Here is an 18,001-nt window from a genome sequence, read left to right as displayed (position 1 = left end):
CCGCTCGACTTGCATGTGTTAAGCCTGCCGCCAGCGTTCGCTCTGAGCCAGGATCAAACTCTCAAGTTGAAGAGCTGATCATAGCTGATCACAACATAAACGGAAGCACACAACCGATCGGCGTTTCCGCCAATCGTGTGAGCACCGAAACGTCAGACCAGCATCATCCTACTCACGATCCAGGCCGAAACCCGGATCCGCAGGGACGACGCCGTCCACGCTTCTCTTTCTCAGATGAACTTGTCAAAGAGCCGATCGGGCTGGAGCCAGATCTCGTACCCCGGAGAACAGAAAGCCGAACCAGGTCGCCCTGGCCCTTGCTTGCCCGTCTCTGAGGAAGTCCGGTGGGGCAGGCCGTTTGCTCGGCGCCCCGTCGGTGAGCGGCTGTCTAAGGGTAGCCGGCTCGCCTGTCAACTCGGCCGAACCCCGAAGGATCGCGGCCGGGGCGACGAGGGCAGGGCATGGGGAATGCCCGAGCCCTGTCGCCGGCGTATGCTCTAGATGGGACGATACGCCGTGCGTTCAAGACCGAGCCGCGCAACCCTAACGCGGCAGCGTCCCGGCAAAGGCCCGGACATCCTCGGCGAGGAGATCCGGCTGTTCGAGGGCCGCGAAATGGCCGCCGCGCGGCATCTCGGTCCAGCGGCGGAGATCCGAAAACATCGTTCGTTCCGCGAGCGAGCGGGGCGGGCGGACCATCTCCTTCGGAAATGCCGCGTAAGCGGTCGGCACCCGGACCGTCTCGCCGTCCGGGATCGGCCAGGGCCGGTGCATCCGGGAATAATAGGGATGGAACGACGAGCCGATCGCGCCGGTGAACCAGTAGAGCGAGATGTTGGCGAGCATCCGGTCGCGGGGGATCGCACTCTCGATCGTGTCGCCGCAATCGGACCAGGAACGGAATTTTTCGGCGATCCACGCGGCAAGGCCGGCGGGTGAATCGGTGAGGGCAAAAGCCAGGGTCTGGGGCTTGGTGCCCTGGATCCACTGGTAGCCGGTCTCTTCCTTCAGCCAGGCGGAGACGCGCTCATAATGGGCGGCTTCCTCGGGCGATGCGTCGCGGCCGGAGAGGTCGCGACGCACCGGCAGCATGTTGAGGTGCAGGCCCTCGACCCGCTCCGGATGGCGCCAGGCGAGGCGCGTGGTGATGAAGGCACCCCAGTCGCCGCCCTGCGCCATGAAGCGATCGTAGCCGAGGCGCGTCATCAGCTCCGCAAAATGGTCGGCGATCTCCTCGACGCCGAGGCGCGGCTGGCCGGGGCGGAAGGAGAGGCCGTAGCCGGGGAGCGACGGCGCCACGACCGTGAAGGCGTCTTCCGGCTTGCCGCCGAAGCGGGCCGGGTCGGTCAGGCGCGGGATGAGGTCGAGGAACTCGAACACCGAGCCGGGCCAGCCGTGGCAGAGGAGGAGCGGACGGGGCGACGGTCCCCGGCCCGGCACGTGCAGGCAGTGGATGTCGATCTCGCCCACCCGCACCATCGTTTGCGGGAAGGCGTTGAGCTTCGCCTCCTCGGCACGCCAGTCGAACCGGTCGCGCCAATAGGCGACGAGATCGGCGAGGTAGGCGACGTCCGTGCCGTAGGTCCAAGGCGCCTCCGGGGCCTGATCGGGCAGGCGGGTGCGGGCGAGGCGCTCGCGCAGGTCGGCGAGTGCGGCATCGGGAACGTGATAGGTGAACGGCTCTCCCGTCATCGGCGGCTCCTCCCTGTCAAGCGTCGGACCGGATGTCGCGGCCCGCGGCGCCATGCTAGGCGCCCCCGCAAAGGTTCCGCGCTGTCGACGGATCTCAAGGGAGGAGTGGAGAAATGGCGCAATATCGCATCGCCACCATCGAGGGTGACGGCATCGGGCCCGAGGTGACGCGGGCCGCGATGGCGGTGCTGACGGAAGCCTGCGGCGCCGGCACCCTCGCCTTCGAGATGCTGGAGGGCGGCGCCGGCCACTACGTGACGAGCGGGCAAGTCCTGCCGGACGACACCTTCGCGGGATGCCGCGACGCCGACGCCATCCTGCACGGGGCGGCCGGCCTGCCGGGCGTGGTCTACCCGGACGGGACGGAAGTCGGCAACGACCTGCACCTGCGCCTGCGCTTCCGCCTGGACCTCTACGCCAATGTCCGGCCGATCAAGCTTTTGCCCGGCGTGCTCTCGCCCCTGCGCGCGTTCGAGAGCGGCGGGATTGATTACGTCATCGTGCGCGAGAACACCGAGGGGCTCTATGCCAGCCGCGGCGCCGGCGTGGTGTTGCGCGACGAGATCGCCTCCGACAGCCTCGTGGTGACGCGCAAGGGCACCGAGCGGGTGGCGCGCTTCGCCTTCGATCTCGCGGCGAAGCGGTCCGGCGCGCCGCGGGACGGGCAGAGCCGGGTGACGGTCTGCGACAAGGCCAACATCCTGCGATCGTACGCTTTCTTCCGCCGGATCTGCGACGAGGTGCATGCCGGGTATCCGGGCATCGCCATCGACTACGCCTATGCCGACGCGATCACCGTGCACATGCTCAAGCGGCCGGACTTCTACGACGTGATCGTGGCCGAGAACATGTTCGGCGACATCATCTCGGATCTCGGTGCCGCGACCGTCGGCGGCATGGGCATCTCGCCCTCGGGCGAGATCGGCGATACCCACGCCCTGTTCCAGGGCGCCCACGGCTCGGCGCCGGACATCGCCGGGCAGAACGTCGCGAGCCCGATCGCCACGATCCTGTCGGGGGTGATGATGCTGCGCTGGCTGGCGGACCGGAAGGGCGACGCGGCGCTCGCCGCGGCGGCGGACCGGATCGAGGTGGCGGTCGGCACGGTGTTGCGCGAGGGCCGGGCGGTGCCGCGCGATCTCGGCGGCGGCGCGACCTGCACCGAGGTCGCGGATGCGGTGCGCCGGGCACTCGCCTGATTCCTATCTTCGGGAGACGAATAACATGAGCAAGCAGAGTGTGGGCGTCGTCGGCGTCGGACTGATGGGGCACGGCATCGCCCTGAATCTCGCCCGCAAGGGTTGGCCGCTCGGCTACCTCGACCATCCGGGCAACCAGCCGACGGACGACCTCGACGCGTTCGGGGCGACGCGCCATGCCGACCGGGCGGCGCTCGCGCGCGCGAGCGAGGTGGTCATCCTGTGCGTCACCGGCACGCCGCAGGTCGAGGATGTGCTCTTCGGCGAGAGCGGCCTGCTCGCCTCCCTGCGGCCGGACACGGTGGTGATCGATTGCTCGACCGCGATCCCGGCCTCGACGGCCCGGGTCGCGGCGGCGGTGCGCGAAGCCGGCGGACGCTTCCTCGATGCGCCGATGACCCGCACGCCGAAGGAGGCGGCGGAAGGACGGCTGAACCTGCTGGTCGGGGCCGTGCCCGACCTGTTCGAGGCGATGCAGCCGCTGCTCTCGGCCTTCGCGGAGAACATCTTCCATGCCGGCACCGAAGCCGGGGCGGGTCACACCTTGAAGCTCCTGCACAATTACGTGTCGCTCGGCTCCGTTACGTTGATCGCCGAGGCGGCGGCCTGCGCCGGCAAGGCAGGCATCGCTCCCGAGGTTCTGGTCGACGTGCTGCGCAAGGGTGGGGGGCACGGCGCGGCCCTCGACCGGCTCTCGCCCTTCCTGCTCGCGGGCGATTCCTCGCCGATGCGATTCTCGATCGCCAATGCCCGCAAGGACCTGGGCTACTATGTGGCGATGGCCGAGGGGTTGGGGGCCGAGCGAGCGGTCGCCGAGGGCGTCCTCACCGATCTCGACGGCCTGGTCGAGGGCGGGCATGGGGCCGACCACCTGCCGCTGGTGGTCAGGCACTTCACGGCGAAGAACTGATACCGTCGCGCCTTCGAACAGACTTGTTCGAAGGCGCGAGGCAAGCCCGAACGGGCGTCGGCGCTGATGCGCCGGACGCCTTCGCATCGACACGTCGATGCGAAGGCGTGGGGGTATGACAGACGGCTTGCCCGGCCGGGGAGGGCGGGTATCGTCGCGGCCCCCTGAAGGGAGCTGCTTCGCGATGCCCGACCTCTCCGCCTTTCCGATCACCGCGCGCTGGCCGGCTTGTCATCCGGACCGGATCCAGCTCTATTCCTGGCCGACGCCGAACGGCGTGAAGGTGTCGATCGCGCTGGAGGAGCTGGGGCTTCCCTACGAGCCGCACGCCGTGAATATCGGCAAGAACGAGACCTGGAATCCGGAATTCCTGTCGCTCAACCCCAACGGCAAGATCCCGGCGATCATCGATCCGGAAGGGCCGGGGGGCACCCCGCTCGCCCTGTTCGAATCGGGCGCGATCCTGCTCTATCTGGCAGAGAAGACCGGGCGGCTGATCCCCGCCGATCCGGCCGGGCGCTATGAGACCGCGCAGTGGCTGTTCTTCCAGATGGCGGCGCTCGGGCCGATGTTCGGCCAGCTCGGCTATTTCCATAAATTCGCCGGTCGCGAGATCGAGGACAAGCGGCCGCTGAACCGCTACCGCGACGAGTCGAAGCGGCTGCTCGGGGTGCTGGAGACGCGGCTCGCCGGCCGCGACTGGATCATGGGCGCCGACTACACCATTGCCGACATCGCGATGCTCGGCTGGGTGCGCAACCTGATCGGCTTCTACGAGGCACGGCAGCTGGTGGAGTACGACGCGCTCACCCACGTCCCGGCCTGGCTGGAGCGGGGTCTCGCCCGGCCGGCGGTCCAGCGGGGACTGGAGATTCCGTCGCGAAAATAGTTCTTTCAGAGTCGGCTCGATCGAGAAGGCCGGACTCGAACCCTCATCGTCATCCCGGGGCGGCGAAAGCGGAGCCCGAGATCCATAAATAACCGCCGACGCTTCAGGATGAAGCGGAAGGCTGGTTACGTCGTTCTCCCCTCGGCGACTATGGGTCCCGGGTTCTCAGCCGCGGCGGGCCCCGGGACGACATCGAGGGGTGAAGCTGTCGGGTTGATCAAACAGGCTCTCTGGATCGCCGGAGGGGTCTTTCGAGCCGTCCGGCGACCGGATCCTAGTCGAGGTCGAGCATCAGGCGCAGGTTCTGCACCGCGGCGCCCGACGCACCCTTGCCGAGATTGTCGAGACGCGCGACCAGCACCGCCTGGCGATGCGTGTCGGAGCCGAACACCCGGAGCTCAAGCTTATCGGTGTCGTTCAGCGCCTCGGGCTCGATGCGCTCACGGTCGGCGCCATCCTCGGCCGGGGCCACGACCTTGACCAGCTTGGCGCCGGCATAGCGGGCGATAAGAGCGGCCTCGAGGTCGCCGGTCGTGGGCTTGCCGGGCAGCAGGTCGAGATGCAGAGGGATCGACACCAGCATGCCCTGACGGAAATTGCCCACCGACGGCACGAAGATCGGGCGGTGGGTCAGGCCGCTGTACTTCTGGGTCTCGGGCAGGTGCTTGTGGCCGAAGCCGAGGCCGTAGAGCTGGAAGGCCGGGGCCTTGCCGGCCTCGTAGGCCTCGATCATCTTGCGGCCGCCGCCGCTATAGCCCGAAACCGCGTTGATGCTGATCGGATGATCGGCCGGGATCAGACCGGCATCGATCAGCGGGCGCAGGAGCGCGATGCCGCCGGTCGGGTAGCAGCCCGGGTTGGAGACGCGGCGCGAGGCCCGGATGGCCGCCTCCTGCTCCGGCGCCAGTTCGGCGAAGCCGTAGGTCCAGGCCGGATCGACCCGGTAGGCGGTGCTGGCATCGAGGAGCCGCGGGCCGCCGCCGGGCAGCGAATCGGCGAGCGCCGCCGTCTCGCGCGAGGCGTCGTCGGGCAGGCAGAGGATGACGAGGTCGACCTCGGACAGGAGGGTGCGCTTCGCCTCCGGGTCCTTGCGGCTCTCATGCGGGATCGATCGGACGGTGATGTCGGTAAAGGCGTCCAGGCGCTCGCGGATGCCGAGACCGGTCGTGCCGGCCTCGCCGTCGATGAAGACGCTCGGGCTGTGCTTGCGGGTCATGGGCGAAAGCTCCGTGGCGCGGATCGGCCGATGCCGAACGACGCGCGTGGTGATTGGGGTCGGGGAGCCGTCAAGTCAATCGGCAATGACGATTCTCAGCGGCCGGAAGTGGGCCGTGCGTTTCGCGACGATCTCGTGTCACAGGCCCGTCCACAGGAGACCTCCCCGGAGTGGCTCGCCCCAGAGGAACCCCGCCGGCTCGCTCCGGTTGTGCTGCCAGATCAAAGGCAGACGACAGCAGGAGCGCATCATGGCCGGAACCGCCAAGAAGACCGACCCGAAGCTGTGGGAGACGGTGAAGAAGGACGTCACCCGATCCTCGAAGGGCGGCAAGCCCGGCCAATGGTCGGCCCGCAAGGCCCAGATGGCAGTCCAGGAATACAAGGAGGAGGGCGGCGGCTACGAAGGCAAGAAGTCGTCCGACAACCACCTCAAGCAGTGGACCGACGAGGAATGGGGCACGAAGTCGGGGAAGAAGAGCGGCGAGACCGGCGAGCGCTACCTGCCGAAGAAAACCCGCGAATCGCTCTCCGACGACGAGTACAAGCGTTCGACGGCCAAGAAGCGCGCCGACAGCGCCAAGGGCCAGCAGCACTCGAAGCAGCCGAAGGACGTGGCGAAGAAGGCCGCCGCGGCCCGCAAGGCCTCGCATGACGGCGGCAGCCGGGGCGGCCCGACCAAGGCCGAGCTGATGCAGAAGGCGCGGGCGAAGAAGATCCCGGGCCGGTCGAGCATGTCGAAGGGCGAGCTGGAGCGGGCGCTGAGCGCCTGAACGCAAGCTCCGACCAATGCAGAAAGGGCGGACCCTCGCGGGCCCGCCCTCCTTTTTGCAGTGACCGGAAAGGTCGAATTAGCGCTTCGAGAACTGGAAGCTGCGGCGGGCCTTCTTGCGGCCGTACTTCTTGCGCTCGACCACGCGCGGGTCGCGGGTCAGGAAGCCTTCGCGCTTCAGCGGGCTGCGCAGCTCAGGCTCGTAGTAGGTCAGGGCCTTGGACAGGCCATGGCGCACCGCGCCGGCCTGGCCGGAGAGGCCGCCGCCGGCCACCGTCACGACGATGTCGTACTGGTCGACGCGGTCCACGACCTGGAGCGGCTGCTGCAGGATCATGCGCAGCACCGGGCGGGCGAAGTAGGTGTCGACCGGGCGGTCGTTCACCGTGATCTTGCCGGCGCCGGGCTTGATCCACACGCGGGCGATCGCGTCCTTGCGCTTGCCGGTGGCGTAGGCGCGGCCGAGGGAGTCCAGCTTCTGGACATGGACCGGGGCCTCGTTCTCGCCCTGCGAGAGGTTCTGGGCCTTGCTGGCCTGACCGAGGTCGGCGAGAGACTGAAGGGTCGCCATCTTACGCGCTCACGTTCTTGCGGTTGAGAGCGGCGACGTCGAGCGTCTCCGGCTGCTGGGCGGTGTGGGGGTGCTCGTTGCCCTTGTAGACCCGGAGGTTGCCCAGGATCTGCCGGAACAGCGGGCCGCGCGGCAGCATGCGCTCCACGGCCTTCTCGACGACGCGCTCGGGGAAGCGGCCCTCGAGGATGAACTTGGCCGAGCGCTCCTTGATGCCGCCCGGGTAACCAGTGTGGTGGTAGTACACCTTCTGGTTATATTTGCGGCCGGTGAACTTCACCTTCTCCGCATTGATGACGATGACGTTATCACCGCAATCGACGTGGGGCGTGTACTGGGGCTTGTGCTTGCCCCGCAGACGCATCGCGATGATCGACGCCAGGCGGCCGACCACGAGGCCCTCCGCGTCGATGATCACCCACTTCTTGTCGACGTCGGCGGGCTTCAGCGAAAAGGTCTTCATCGCGGATAGGTCCCGGAAGTCTTGACGAAAAAAACAGGACGCCGCCGCGGTCAGTGACGAACGCGCAGCTGCGATGCCGGCTCATTAACGGAGGTTCCCACCCGCGTCAAGCGAACCGGAAAATCCGAAATGTCAAAAAAGCGAGGTTTTCGAGCGGCTTCGATATAGCGGTATCATGATACCGCTATTTGGGCGGGATCGCGTAGGTGCCGGTGGCGTGGCAGACGAGGTCGTCTTGGCCCACGCTTCGGATCAGCACCTCGCCGACGGCGAGCGAGCGCCCGAGCTTGAGCAGGCGGGCTTCGGCGAGGAGATCGGCTTGCGCCGGCTTGCGCATGAAGTTGAACGAGAGGTTGGTGGTGACGGCGAGCGCCACCGGGCCGATCTGGGCCAGGATCGCGACGTAGAGCGCCACGTCGGCGAGCCCCATCATGGCGGGCCCCGACAGCGTGCCGCCCGGCCGCAGGTGGCGCTCGTGGTAGGGCAGGCGCATCGTGGCGGTCAGCGGCCCCACGCTCTCGACCACCGGGCCCGGCCCGCCGTGATGGATCTGCGGAAAGGCCTCGTCGAGGAAGGCCGCGACCGCGTCGCGGTCCATCAGGAGGGCAGCAGGCATGCGTGGGACGTTTCCGGTTGTGGTTATGCACGATCTTGCAGCACGGCGCCCGGCACCGGACAATAGGCCATCCGTTTCGCCCTCAAACGAGCCCGCATGTCCGATATCCTGCTCCTCCGCGACGACCGCGACGGCGTCGCGACCCTGAGTCTCAACCGGCCGCGGGCCCGCAACGCCCTCTCGCACGCCATGCTCACCGCCCTGTCGGAGGAGTTCGCGCGGCTCGCCACGGACGAGAGCGTGCGCGCCGTCGTGCTGGCGGCCGAGGGACCCGCCTTCTGCGCCGGCCACGACCTGAAGGAGATGACCGCCTACCGGGCGGAAGGAGACCGGGGCGCCGCGCGCTTCAAGGACCTGTTCGACCTCTGCTCGTCGGTGATGATGGCGATTCCCGCCCTGCCGCAGCCGGTGATCGCCGCCGTGGAGGGCATCGCGACCGCGGCGGGCTGCCAGCTGGTGGCCTCCTGCGACCTCGCGGTGGCGGGCGAGGAGGCGCGCTTCGCCACGCCGGGCGTGCAGATCGGCCTGTTCTGCTCGACCCCGATGGTGGCGCTCTCGCGCAACCTGTCGCGCAAGGCCGCGATGGCGATGCTGCTCACCGCCGAGATGGCCGACGCCGAGGAGGCGAGGGCGCTCGGCCTCGTCAACCGGGTGGTGCCTGCCGGCACGGCGCTCGCCCAGGCACAGGCCCTCGCCGCCGGGATCGCGGCGCGCAGCGCCTACACCGTGCGGGTCGGCAAGCGCGCCTTCTACGAGCAGCTGGAGATGCCGCTGGCCGAGGCCTACGCCCATGCGGGCCGGGTGATGACCGAGAACATGCTGGCCCGCGCCGCCGAGGACGGCATCGCGGCGTTCCTCGACAAGAAGGCGGCCCGATGAACCACGACCGTTACGACGACGAGGCCCTCCGAAAGATCCTGCGGCAGGTGCGCAGCATCGCCCTCGTCGGCGCCTCCGCCAACCCGGCCCGGCCGAGCTGGATCGTCACCAAGTACCTGCTGGAGCGCGGCTACCAGGTGATCCCGGTCAATCCGGGCCTCGCCGGCGGCGAGATCCTGGGCCGGCCCGTGGTGGCGCGGCTCGCCGATCTTCCTCACCCGGTCGACATGGTGGAGATCTTTCGGAACTCCGAGGCGGCGGGTCCCCTCGTCGACGAGGCCCTGGCCCTCGACCCGCTGCCGGCGGTGATCTGGATGCAGCTCGGCGTGCGCAACGACGAAGGGGCGGCGCGGGCCGAGGCGCGGGGCGTCACCGTGGTGATGAACCGCTGCCCGAAGATCGAGTACGGCCGGCTGTCGGGCGAGATCGGCTGGACGGGGGTGAATTCCCGCATCCTGAGCGCCAAGCGGCCGAAGCTGGCGGCCAAGGGGTTCCAGAAGCTGACGATCGAGGACAGGTGAGGATGCGTCCGGGGCCTGTCGGCGCGCGCGACGACGCCGGCATCCTCAATGTCATCCCGGGTTCTCGCCTGCGGCGAGTCCCGGGATAACGCAGAGTTTGATGGGGGCGTCAGAGAGATTTGATCGAGCTCACTCGCCTACAGCAACGTCCCCTTCAGGATCACCAGCGCCACCGTGAAGTAGATCACCAGTCCCGAGACGTCGACGAGGGTCGCGACGAACGGGGCCGAGGCGGTGGCGGGGTCGAAGCCGACGCGCTGGAGGATGAAGGGCAGCATCGAGCCGGTGAGCGAGCCGAACAGCACGATGCCGACGAGCGCCGTGCCGACCGTGGCGGCGACCAGGAACCAGTGCTCGCCGTAATCGTAGAAGCCGAGCTTCTGCCAGATCACGATCCGCACCACGCCGATCGCGCCGAGAATCGCGCCCAGCGTCAGGCCGGCCGGGATCTCGCGCAGGGCCACCCGCCACCAGTCCGCGAGGCGCACCTGGTGCAGGGCGAGCGCCCGGATCAGCAGCGAGGTCGCCTGCGAGCCCGAATTGCCGCCCGAGCTCATGATGAGCGGGATGAACAGGGTCAGCACCAGGGCCTTCTCCAGCTCGCCCTCGAACCCCTGCATCGCGCTGGCGGTGAGCATCTCGGAGAGGAACAGGACGCAGAGCCAGCCGGCCCGCTTGCGGATCATGGTGAGGAAGTTGATCGACATGTAGGGCTCGTCGAGCGCCTCCATGCCGCCGAAGCGCTGCACGTCCTCGGTCTGCTTCTGGATCATCGCGTCGATCACGTCGTCGACGGTGACGATGCCAACGACGTGGTTGCTGGCATCCACCACGGGGATCGCCAGGAGATCGTATTTCGAGATCAGGCGGGCGGCCTCGTCGCGGCTGGCATCGGCCGAGACCACCACCGGGCGGCGGTTCGGCGCCACCGACAGGATGGCGTCCTCCGGGTTGCCGGTGATCAGCCGGCGCAGCGGCACCGCCTTGGCGAGCGCGCCGGTGCGCGGATCGAGCACGAAGATCGAGTAGACCGTCTCGCGGGTGCGTTCGACCTTGCGGATGTAGTCGAGGGTGAGCCCGACGGTCCAGGTCGTCGGCACGGCGACGAACTCCGTCGTCATGATCGAGCCGACGCTCTCCTCGGGATAGGCGATGAGCTTGTCCACCGCGCCCCGGGTCTCGGCGTCGAGGCGGGCGCGCAGGTCCGAGCGGCCCGGCTCCTCGATCTCCCGGATCACGTCGGTGACCCGGTCGGCCGACATGCCCGACAGGAACGAGGCGACGCGGTCCCGCGGCAGCATCTCGATGATGTCGGGAGTGCAGTCGAGCTCGGGCTGGTCCAGCACCTCGACGGCGCGGTCGTGCGGCAGGCTCAGCAGGATCGCGGCCGCCACCTCCGGTGCCTCCCGGTTCAGGGCCTCGACGATGTCGGGGGCGCTCTCGTCGGACAGGCGCGCGGCGAGGGCGGCGGGCTCGACGGGGGCGTCGGTCACGGTGTCGATCATGGCTCACCTCTTCGGGCGTCTGGCGTCGGCCGGCCGTCGCCGGCCGGTCGCGGCGCGCCGCGGAAGAAGGCGGGCGCGGGACCTCAGGCCGGAGACGGCAAGGGCGGTCGACTGTGACTGTCGCTCGGCATGGAGTGCGGGTTGTCCGGAGATGCTGCGGCGCGAAGGCGCGCCGTGGGCAGCCCGTCACTGCGCCGGGCCAGGGACCGCGTCAAGAGGGGAACCGTGGGAGCGGGATCGGAATTCGTAAGCGGAAGCTCATCAGCCCGGAGTTGCCGGAAACCTTTGGGAAATCCTCCGGGAATCCGGGCCGCTGCGGGAACCACGATGGCAACGACACGCGCCCCCACCTTCTCGGATTTCGCCGCCTCGGTGGCCCGTGCGGCGGGCCGACCCGGCACCTTCGCGGCGAGCCTGCTCCTGATCATGGCCTGGGCGGTGACCGGCCCGCTGTTCCACTACTCGGACACCTGGCAGCTGATCATCAATACCGGCACGACCATCGTGACGTTCCTGATGGTGTTCCTGATCCAGAACACCCAGAACCGCGACGGGGCGGCGATCCAGGCCAAGCTCGACGAGCTGATCCGCGCGAGCGCGGCCCAGAACGCCTATATCGGCATCGAGCACCTGACCGAGGAAGAGCTCGACACCCTGCGCTCCCGCTGCGAGGAGCGGGCGCGGAGTTTTCGCCTCAGCGAGGCCGCGGACGCCGCCGAGGAGAGCGCCAACGCCAAGGCCGCGGCGGCCGCCCGGACCGCGACCGGATCCTGACCGGCCTCAGGCGCAGAGCCGGCGCGACGCCTCGACCTCGCTCGCCATCATCCGGGCGAGGCGCAGGATGTCGGCGATCACGAAGGGCTTGGTGACGAAGATGCTGCCCGGCACCGCAGGGCGCCTCAGGTTGGCGGTGGTCGAGGAATAGATCACCGGCCGATGCGGCTGGATCAGACGATAGGCTTCCGCCACCGTCCACCCGTCGACGGGGCCGGGGAGACGGATGTCGGTGAGGAGCCAGTCGATCCGCGCTCCGTGCCGGCGCAGCAGGTCCAGGGCTGCCTGGCCGCTCGATGCGGTCAACGTCTCGACGCCGTGCTGCTCGCATAGGGTCACCAGCAGCTCGAGCAGCATGTAGCTGTCCTCGACGATCAGCACGCAGGGCTTGGTGCCGGGCTGGGACGTCCGGGAATCGGGTGGGAGCGCGGGCATCGCGAGGGGGATCTCGGCGGTCGTTCCGGTGACGGTCGGCGGTATTGGTTAACGAAACGTCAATCGAGCCCACGCCGCGTTGTTGCGGAACTGCAACGCGCTTCGGGAACGCGCCCGCGGCGGCATCTTGCGCCGCAGCGTGGCCGTATTTCAAAGGTGTCTGGCGCTCGCCCCGCGCATCGCCGGGGCACGGTCCGGGCGGCATGAACGTCCCGGCGCCGAGAGGTTTCGCGGAGGTCGCAAGGGACCGTCAAGCTTGACGGAACCTTCGCTTAACCGCCCGGGACTATGGACGATGGCGTGTTGTGTTGCGGCGGCGCCGGGCTCTTCGTGCGGCTCGGGCCTCGCCGGGTGCGGCCTCGATCGAGGCCGCCAGAGGAGTTTGGTCGATGCCGCTGCCGCTCGCGCCCCTGCGCGCGCTCAAGATCACCGCCGCTTTCGGGCTCGCCCTGTCGATGGCGGCCTGCGCGAGCAAGAACGACCTCGCCGACGCCTCGGCCGCCTACGGGGCGGGCGGAGCCGGCGGCTATGGCGGCCGCGGCGGGCCGGCGACCCCGGGCAGCGCCCAGGACTTCGTGGTCAATGTCGGCGACCGGGTCTTCTTCGAATCCGACTCGACCGACCTGACCTCGACCGCCACCGCGACCCTCGACAAGCAGGCTCAGTGGCTGTCGCGCTACCCGCGCTACACCTTCCTGATCGAGGGCCATGCCGACGAGCGCGGCACCCGCGAGTACAACTTCTCCCTCGGCGCCCGCCGCGCGCAGGCGGTGCGGGACTACCTCGCCTCCCGGGGCATCGGGTCGAACCGGATGCGCACCGTCTCCTACGGCAAGGAGCGCCCGGTGGCGGTCTGCAACGACATCTCGTGCTGGTCGCAGAACCGCCGCGCCGTCACGGTGCTGGACGGCGGCGCCGGCTCGTGAGGGCAGGGGGCGGCGGCCACCGCCGCCCCATCCGAGGTGAACGCGGCGGCGCCTGCCGCCCCTTTTGCCGGGAGCCGCGGCATCTGCTAACCCGCCCTCCCGAGTGCGGACCCGCCGCCTGACCCGAGCCGTGATGCGCCCCGCCATGCTTCGCCGCCTGCTCCTCGCTCCCCTTGCCGTTTCAGGGTTGGCCCTCGCCGCCGCGTCCCCGGTCGTAGCCCAGGATGCCGCCGAGTTCGTGGTGCGCCTCAACCGGCTGGAGAACCAGTCGCGCCAGATGGCGGGCCAGATCGAGTCGCTCCAGTACGAGAACCGCCAGCTCAAGGAGCAGCTGCGCAAGTTCCAGGAGGACGTCGAGTTCCGCTTCCAGGAGATGAAGGGCGGGCAGAAGCCGGCGGCCGCGACCCCGCAGGCCAAGCCCCAGAAGCGCAGCGACGCCTTCGACCCGTCCCAGAATCCCGGCGCGCCGGGCGCACCCCAGGCCCTCGGCGCGACGACGCCGTCGCAGGCGCCCCGCTCGGCCGCCGCCGCTCCGGCGACCCCGAGCGCCACCGCCGCCCTCGCTCCGCCTCGCGCCGCCATCGAGGACGAGACGCCCGAATACGGCGAGCCGGTGGACCTGCGCCCGCCATCCCGCCCGGCCGCCGCGCCGGCAGCCCCGGCGCCGCGGCCCGCAGCCAGCGTCGCCGCCACCGGCACCGGCGACGCGAAGGCGGATTACGAGGCGGCCTACGCCTATGTGCTGCAGCGCCAGTACGAGCAGGCCGAGATGAGCCTGCGCCAGTTCATCCAGTCGCATCCCCGCGACGCCCTGGTGCCGGACGCGACCTACTGGCTCGGCGAGAGCTACCTGCAGCGCAACCGCACCCGCGAGGCGGCGGAGCAGTTCCTGAAGGTCTCGACCGACTATGCCCGCTCGCGCAAGGCGCCGGACGCGATGCTGAAGCTCGGCGCCTCGCTCAATGCGCTCGGCGCCCGCGAGCAGGCCTGCGCCACCCTGGCCGAGCTGGAGCGCAAGTTCCCGCAAGCCTCCGCGAACGTGAAGCAGGGGGTCGACCGGGAGCAGCGGCGCGCGCGCTGCGCGGCGTGAGCGACGCGGCGTGAGCCGCCCGGACGGGCCGTCTCCCGACGGGCCTCTCGGCCCGGCGGAGGGCGCCGGTCTCCTCGCACCCTGGATCGGGGGCCACGCCGCCTTCCGCGGCGCCGTGCTGGCGGTGTCCGGCGGCCCCGACTCGACGGCGCTGATGGGCTGCGCCGCCCTCGGGCAGGCTGGAATTCCTCTCGTCGTCGCCACCGTCGATCACGGCCTGCGCCCCGGATCGGCCGCCGAAGCCGCCGGCGTGGCCGTCCTCGCCGCGCGCCTCGGCCTCGCCCACCGCACCCTCGCCTGGGTCGGTCCGAAGCCGGCGGCGCGGCTCCAGGAGGCGGCGCGGGCGGCCCGCTACCGCCTCCTCGCCGATCTCGCCCGCGAGGTCGGCGCCGACCTCGTCCTCACCGCCCACACCCTCGACGACCAGGCCGAGACCGTACTGATGCGCCTCTGCGCCGGGTCGGGTCCCGCAGGCCTGTCCGGGATGGCGCCGACCCGTGCCCTCGACGGGCTGACCCTCGGCCGGCCGTTCCTGAGCGTGCCGAAATCCCGCCTCGTCGCGACCTGCGAGGCGCGGGGCTGGTCGTTCGTGCGCGACCCCTCCAACACCGATCCGCGGTTCGGCCGCGCCCGGCTGCGGCGCCTGCTGCCGCTCCTCGCCGAGGAGGGGCTGACCGCCGGGCGCCTCGCCCGCCTCGCCGGCCGCCTGCGCCGCGACGAGGCGGCCCTGTCCGAGGCGGCCGAGACGGCCCTGCGCGCCTTGTGCCGCCCCGATCCGGGCGGGGAGGGGCGCCTCGTCCTGGACGGACGCGGCCTCGCCGCACTGCCCGACGCGGTGGCCCTGCGGGTCGTCGCTCTCGCGGCGGCAGGATTGCAGGGGGAGGCCACGGCCTATCCGCCGCGGCTGGAGCGGCTGGAACGGATCCTCCTCGGCCAGGTCCTGCCGGCTTTGCGGGAGGGGGGAACGTGCAGGCGCACGGTCGCGGGCCTCCTCCTGGCGGCCGGCGGCGGGCGGCTGACCCTGGGGCCGGAGCCGCCGCGGCGCTCGCCAAAACCGCGTCCGGCCTGACGTTTCGGTGAGTCCGAGGGCGCGTGGCGCCGCAGGTGCCGGGCGATTACTTGGCAAGTTCCCGGTGGGTGCCTACATTGCGGTCCGAGTGCCGGTGCCCTTACCAGCACGCCCGCACGGTGCCGCGCTCCTCAGGGATTGACTCTTCGATGAACCCCAATTTCCGCAATTTCGCCCTGTGGGTCGTCATCTTCCTGCTGGTGCTGGCCCTCGTGACCCTGTTCCAGAACCCGGGTCACCGCTCGGGCGGCGGGGAGATCGCCTACAGCCAGCTCCTGAACGACGCCGAGGCGGGCCGCATCCAGAGCGTGGTCATCTCCGGCCAGGAGGTGAGCGGCACCTACACGAGCGGCGGCACGTTCACGACCTACGCGCCGAACGACCCCTCGCTGGTGTCGAAGCTCCAGGGCAAGGGCGTGACCATCACCGCCCGTCCGCCCTCCGACAACACGCCGTGGTTCATCGCGCTGCTGGTCAACTGGCTGCCGATCCTGGTGTTCATCGGGGCCTGGATCTTCCTGTCGCGCCAGATGCAGTCCGGCGCCGGCCGAGCCATGGGCTTCGGCAAGTCCAAGGCGAAGCTGCTGACCGAGGCCCATGGCCGCGTCACCTTCGAGGACGTGGCGGGCGTCGACGAGGCCAAGGAGGACCTGCAGGAGATCGTCGAGTTCCTGCGCGACCCGCAGAAGTTCCAGCGCCTCGGCGGCCGCATCCCGCGCGGCGTGCTGCTGGTCGGCCCCCCCGGTACCGGTAAGACCCTGATCGCCCGGGCGGTCGCGGGCGAGGCCAACGTGCCGTTCTTCACCATCTCGGGCTCGGACTTCGTCGAGATGTTCGTCGGCGTCGGCGCCAGCCGCGTCCGTGACATGTTCGACCAGGCGAAGAAGAACGCCCCCTGCATCATCTTCATCGACGAGATCGACGCCGTCGGCCGCCACCGCGGCGCGGGCCTGGGCGGCGGCAACGACGAGCGCGAGCAGACCCTCAACCAGCTCCTCGTGGAGATGGACGGCTTCGAGGCCAACGAGGGCATCATCATCATCGCGGCGACCAACCGCCCCGACGTGCTCGATCCGGCCCTGCTGCGTCCGGGCCGCTTCGACCGCCAGATCATCGTGCCGAACCCGGACGTGATCGGCCGCGAGCGCATCCTGCGCGTCCATGTCCGCAAGGTGCCGCTCTCGCCCGACGTCGACCTGAAGGTGATCGCCCGCGGCACCCCCGGCTTCTCGGGCGCCGACCTGATGAACCTCGTCAACGAGGCGGCCCTGCTGGCGGCCCGCCGCGGCAAGCGCATCGTGACGATGCACGAGTTCGAGGACGCCAAGGACAAGGTGATGATGGGCGCCGAGCGGCGCACCCTCGTCATGACCGAGGACGAGAAGCGGCTGACCGCCTATCACGAGGGCGGGCACGCCATCGTGGCCTTCAACGTCCCGGCGACCGATCCCGTCCACAAGGCGACGATCATCCCCCGCGGCCGGGCGCTCGGCATGGTCATGCAGCTGCCGGAGCGCGACAAGCTGTCGATGTCCTTCGAGCAGATGACCTCGCGCCTCGCCATCATGATGGGCGGCCGCGTCGCCGAGGAGATGATCTTCGGCCACGACAAGGTCACCTCCGGCGCGCAGTCGGACATCGAGCAGGCGACCCGCCTCGCCCGCATGATGGTGACCCGCTGGGGCTTCTCGCCCGAACTCGGCACCGTCGCCTACGGCGAGAACAACGACGAGGTCTTCCTCGGCATGCAGGTCAACCGGCAGCAGAACGTGTCGGAGGCCACCGCCCAGAAGATCGACGCCGAGGTCCGCCGCCTCGTCGAGGCCGGCCTCCAGGATGCCCGCCGCATCCTGGACGAGCGGCGCGCCGATCTCGAGGCCCTGGCCCGCGGCCTGCTCGAGTACGAGACCCTGTCGGGCGACGAGATCCGGGACCTTCTCGACGGCAAGCCCCCGGTGCGCGACGCCGGCGATTACCCGACGAACCCGTCCCGCGGCTCGCCGGTCCCCTCCGCCGGCCGCGGCCGGCCGCGGGAGAACGACGGCGGCTACGAGCCGCAGCCGCAGGCCTGATCCGGAATCCACACCATCCGATTTTCGCCACGAGGGGCGGCGGGAGCGATCCCGCCGCCCCTTGCTCTTGGGTGGTGAGCCGCAAAATAACCCAGACCGTGTGCGACCGCGTGCGGGACAGGCGGTAACGGCTTGGCGCAACGGCTCGCGCCGCCATGCTGCTCGGCCCGGAACGGGACAGGGAGTTGATCGCCGTGCGTAAGTATTTCGGGACCGACGGCATCCGGGGCCGGGCCAACGGCACCATCACGCCGGAACTCGCGCTCAAGGTGGGGCAAGCCGCCGGGCTCGTGTTCCAGCGCGGGGACCACCGTCATCGCGTGGTGATCGGCAAGGACACCCGCCTGTCGGGCTACATGATCGAGACCGCGCTCATCGCCGGCTTCACCTCGGTGGGGATGGA

Annotated in this window: 18 protein-coding genes, 1 rRNA gene and 1 pseudogene; 12 read left to right on the top strand and 8 right to left on the bottom strand. The window is 69.8% G+C overall.

All coding sequences use genetic code 11. The annotated features are described in order from the left end of the window. Together VQ03_RS34275 and VQ03_RS06435 are read right to left on the bottom strand one after the other, a co-directional pair. Positions 1–69: ribosomal RNA gene (locus VQ03_RS34275) — 16S ribosomal RNA — on the bottom strand; the annotation flags it as partial. Positions 70–543: 474 nt separating this feature from the next. Then, on the bottom strand, positions 544–1,692 hold the full coding sequence (locus VQ03_RS06435; RefSeq protein ID WP_048450050.1) for an epoxide hydrolase family protein: 1,149 nt from the start codon (positions 1,690–1,692) through the stop codon (positions 544–546). A 113-nt stretch (positions 1,693–1,805) separates the two neighbouring features. Here VQ03_RS06435 and VQ03_RS06430 point away from each other — a divergent pair, with 113 nt between their 5' ends. From VQ03_RS06430 to VQ03_RS06420, 3 genes are all read left to right on the top strand, one after another. Next, positions 1,806–2,891 carry an isocitrate/isopropylmalate dehydrogenase family protein gene (locus VQ03_RS06430; protein WP_048450049.1) on the top strand — a complete coding sequence of 362 codons (1,086 nt, stop codon included), beginning with the start codon at positions 1,806–1,808 and terminating at the stop codon, positions 2,889–2,891. After that, positions 2,866–3,801, top strand: coding sequence for an NAD(P)-dependent oxidoreductase (locus tag VQ03_RS06425; protein ID WP_280948445.1), 936 nt, complete (start codon positions 2,866–2,868; stop codon positions 3,799–3,801). The genes VQ03_RS06430 and VQ03_RS06425 overlap by 26 nt, the downstream gene beginning before the upstream one ends. Positions 3,802–3,985: 184 nt before the next feature. Beyond that, the gene (locus VQ03_RS06420; RefSeq protein WP_048450047.1) at positions 3,986–4,690 is read left to right on the top strand and encodes a glutathione S-transferase N-terminal domain-containing protein; all 705 of its coding nucleotides are present in this window, start codon (positions 3,986–3,988) and stop codon (positions 4,688–4,690) included. Positions 4,691–4,964: 274 nt separating this feature from the next. Here the strand turns inward: VQ03_RS06420 and argC are convergent, their stop codons facing one another. Further along, a complete protein-coding gene (gene argC / locus VQ03_RS06415) occupies positions 4,965–5,906 on the bottom strand; it encodes an N-acetyl-gamma-glutamyl-phosphate reductase (protein WP_048450046.1) in 942 nt (313 codons plus the stop codon). A 250-nt stretch (positions 5,907–6,156) separates the two neighbouring features. Here argC and VQ03_RS06410 point away from each other — a divergent pair, with 250 nt between their 5' ends. Further along, positions 6,157–6,678, top strand: a complete 522-nt coding sequence (locus VQ03_RS06410; protein ID WP_048450045.1) for a DUF5872 domain-containing protein — start codon at positions 6,157–6,159, stop codon at positions 6,676–6,678. Between the two features lie 78 nt (positions 6,679–6,756). Here the strand turns inward: VQ03_RS06410 and rpsI are convergent, their stop codons facing one another. The 3 genes from rpsI to VQ03_RS06395 form a co-directional block, all read right to left on the bottom strand. Then, on the bottom strand, positions 6,757–7,248 hold the full coding sequence (gene rpsI / locus VQ03_RS06405) for a 30S ribosomal protein S9 (protein WP_048450044.1): 492 nt from the start codon (positions 7,246–7,248) through the stop codon (positions 6,757–6,759). A 1-nt stretch (position 7,249) separates the two neighbouring features. Next, positions 7,250–7,711: a 50S ribosomal protein L13 gene (rplM, locus tag VQ03_RS06400; protein ID WP_048450043.1), complete on the bottom strand. Its 462-nt coding sequence runs from the start codon at positions 7,709–7,711 to the stop codon at positions 7,250–7,252. Between the two features lie 184 nt (positions 7,712–7,895). Further along, positions 7,896–8,327: a PaaI family thioesterase gene (locus VQ03_RS06395; RefSeq protein WP_048450042.1), complete on the bottom strand. Its 432-nt coding sequence runs from the start codon at positions 8,325–8,327 to the stop codon at positions 7,896–7,898. 96 nt (positions 8,328–8,423) lie between these two features. Here VQ03_RS06395 and VQ03_RS06390 point away from each other — a divergent pair, with 96 nt between their 5' ends. Both VQ03_RS06390 and VQ03_RS06385 read left to right on the top strand, forming a co-directional pair. Then, positions 8,424–9,206 (top strand): enoyl-CoA hydratase, encoded by a 783-nt coding sequence (locus VQ03_RS06390; protein ID WP_048450041.1) that lies wholly within the window; start codon positions 8,424–8,426, stop codon positions 9,204–9,206. Beyond that, positions 9,203–9,727: a CoA-binding protein gene (locus VQ03_RS06385; RefSeq protein WP_048450040.1), complete on the top strand. Its 525-nt coding sequence runs from the start codon at positions 9,203–9,205 to the stop codon at positions 9,725–9,727. Before VQ03_RS06390 ends, VQ03_RS06385 begins: the two co-directional genes overlap by 4 nt. Positions 9,728–9,864: 137 nt before the next feature. Here VQ03_RS06385 and mgtE read toward each other — a convergent pair whose 3' ends face one another. Next, entirely contained in the window at positions 9,865–11,232 is a 1,368-nt protein-coding gene (mgtE, locus tag VQ03_RS06380; RefSeq protein ID WP_048450039.1) for a magnesium transporter, read from the bottom strand. 327 nt (positions 11,233–11,559) lie between these two features. Here mgtE and VQ03_RS06375 point away from each other — a divergent pair, with 327 nt between their 5' ends. Then, entirely contained in the window at positions 11,560–12,006 is a 447-nt protein-coding gene (locus VQ03_RS06375; protein WP_048450038.1) for a low affinity iron permease family protein, read from the top strand. 6 nt (positions 12,007–12,012) lie between these two features. On the opposite strand, the gene VQ03_RS06370 is transcribed toward VQ03_RS06375, so the two are convergent. Next, entirely contained in the window at positions 12,013–12,441 is a 429-nt protein-coding gene (locus tag VQ03_RS06370; RefSeq protein ID WP_048450037.1) for a response regulator, read from the bottom strand. Between the two features lie 389 nt (positions 12,442–12,830). Here VQ03_RS06370 and pal point away from each other — a divergent pair, with 389 nt between their 5' ends. The 5 genes and pseudogenes from pal to glmM all read left to right on the top strand — a co-directional run. After that, complete coding sequence (pal, locus tag VQ03_RS06365) at positions 12,831–13,367, top strand: peptidoglycan-associated lipoprotein Pal (protein ID WP_048450036.1); 537 nt, start codon at positions 12,831–12,833, stop codon at positions 13,365–13,367. Between the two features lie 145 nt (positions 13,368–13,512). Further along, entirely contained in the window at positions 13,513–14,457 is a 945-nt protein-coding gene (gene ybgF / locus VQ03_RS06360) for a tol-pal system protein YbgF (protein ID WP_048450052.1), read from the top strand. A 10-nt stretch (positions 14,458–14,467) separates the two neighbouring features. Next, the gene (gene tilS, locus VQ03_RS06355) at positions 14,468–15,526 is read left to right on the top strand and encodes a tRNA lysidine(34) synthetase TilS (protein WP_083467816.1); all 1,059 of its coding nucleotides are present in this window, start codon (positions 14,468–14,470) and stop codon (positions 15,524–15,526) included. Between the two features lie 149 nt (positions 15,527–15,675). Beyond that, complete coding sequence (gene ftsH, locus VQ03_RS06350; RefSeq protein WP_048450035.1) at positions 15,676–17,598, top strand: ATP-dependent zinc metalloprotease FtsH; 1,923 nt, start codon at positions 15,676–15,678, stop codon at positions 17,596–17,598. A gap of 194 nt (positions 17,599–17,792) precedes the next feature. Next, positions 17,793–18,001: pseudogene (gene glmM, locus VQ03_RS06345) on the top strand (phosphoglucosamine mutase); the annotation flags it as partial.

Origin of the sequence: Methylobacterium tarhaniae (genome assembly GCF_001043955.1) — a bacterium.
In the GTDB taxonomy this organism is placed as follows: Bacteria; Pseudomonadota; Alphaproteobacteria; order Rhizobiales; family Beijerinckiaceae; genus Methylobacterium; species Methylobacterium tarhaniae.
This window is presented reverse-complemented; position numbering and strand designations above follow the sequence as displayed.

Coding starts and splice junctions, on each gene's coding strand:
- ybgF (WP_048450052.1), top strand. CDS start 13,513: ATGCTTCGCCGCCTGCTCCTCGCTCCCCTTGCCGTTTCAGGGTTGGCC.
- VQ03_RS06425 (WP_280948445.1), top strand. CDS start 2,866: ATGCGGTGCGCCGGGCACTCGCCTGATTCCTATCTTCGGGAGACGAAT.
- VQ03_RS06370 (WP_048450037.1), bottom strand. CDS start 12,441: ATGCCCGCGCTCCCACCCGATTCCCGGACGTCCCAGCCCGGCACCAAG.
- VQ03_RS06410 (WP_048450045.1), top strand. CDS start 6,157: ATGGCCGGAACCGCCAAGAAGACCGACCCGAAGCTGTGGGAGACGGTG.
- rplM (WP_048450043.1), bottom strand. CDS start 7,711: ATGAAGACCTTTTCGCTGAAGCCCGCCGACGTCGACAAGAAGTGGGTG.
- VQ03_RS06390 (WP_048450041.1), top strand. CDS start 8,424: ATGTCCGATATCCTGCTCCTCCGCGACGACCGCGACGGCGTCGCGACC.
- VQ03_RS06385 (WP_048450040.1), top strand. CDS start 9,203: ATGAACCACGACCGTTACGACGACGAGGCCCTCCGAAAGATCCTGCGG.
- VQ03_RS06430 (WP_048450049.1), top strand. CDS start 1,806: ATGGCGCAATATCGCATCGCCACCATCGAGGGTGACGGCATCGGGCCC.
- argC (WP_048450046.1), bottom strand. CDS start 5,906: ATGACCCGCAAGCACAGCCCGAGCGTCTTCATCGACGGCGAGGCCGGC.
- rpsI (WP_048450044.1), bottom strand. CDS start 7,248: ATGGCGACCCTTCAGTCTCTCGCCGACCTCGGTCAGGCCAGCAAGGCC.
- ftsH (WP_048450035.1), top strand. CDS start 15,676: ATGAACCCCAATTTCCGCAATTTCGCCCTGTGGGTCGTCATCTTCCTG.
- pal (WP_048450036.1), top strand. CDS start 12,831: ATGCCGCTGCCGCTCGCGCCCCTGCGCGCGCTCAAGATCACCGCCGCT.
- VQ03_RS06395 (WP_048450042.1), bottom strand. CDS start 8,327: ATGCCTGCTGCCCTCCTGATGGACCGCGACGCGGTCGCGGCCTTCCTC.
- mgtE (WP_048450039.1), bottom strand. CDS start 11,232: ATGATCGACACCGTGACCGACGCCCCCGTCGAGCCCGCCGCCCTCGCC.
- VQ03_RS06375 (WP_048450038.1), top strand. CDS start 11,560: ATGGCAACGACACGCGCCCCCACCTTCTCGGATTTCGCCGCCTCGGTG.
- VQ03_RS06435 (WP_048450050.1), bottom strand. CDS start 1,692: ATGACGGGAGAGCCGTTCACCTATCACGTTCCCGATGCCGCACTCGCC.
- VQ03_RS06420 (WP_048450047.1), top strand. CDS start 3,986: ATGCCCGACCTCTCCGCCTTTCCGATCACCGCGCGCTGGCCGGCTTGT.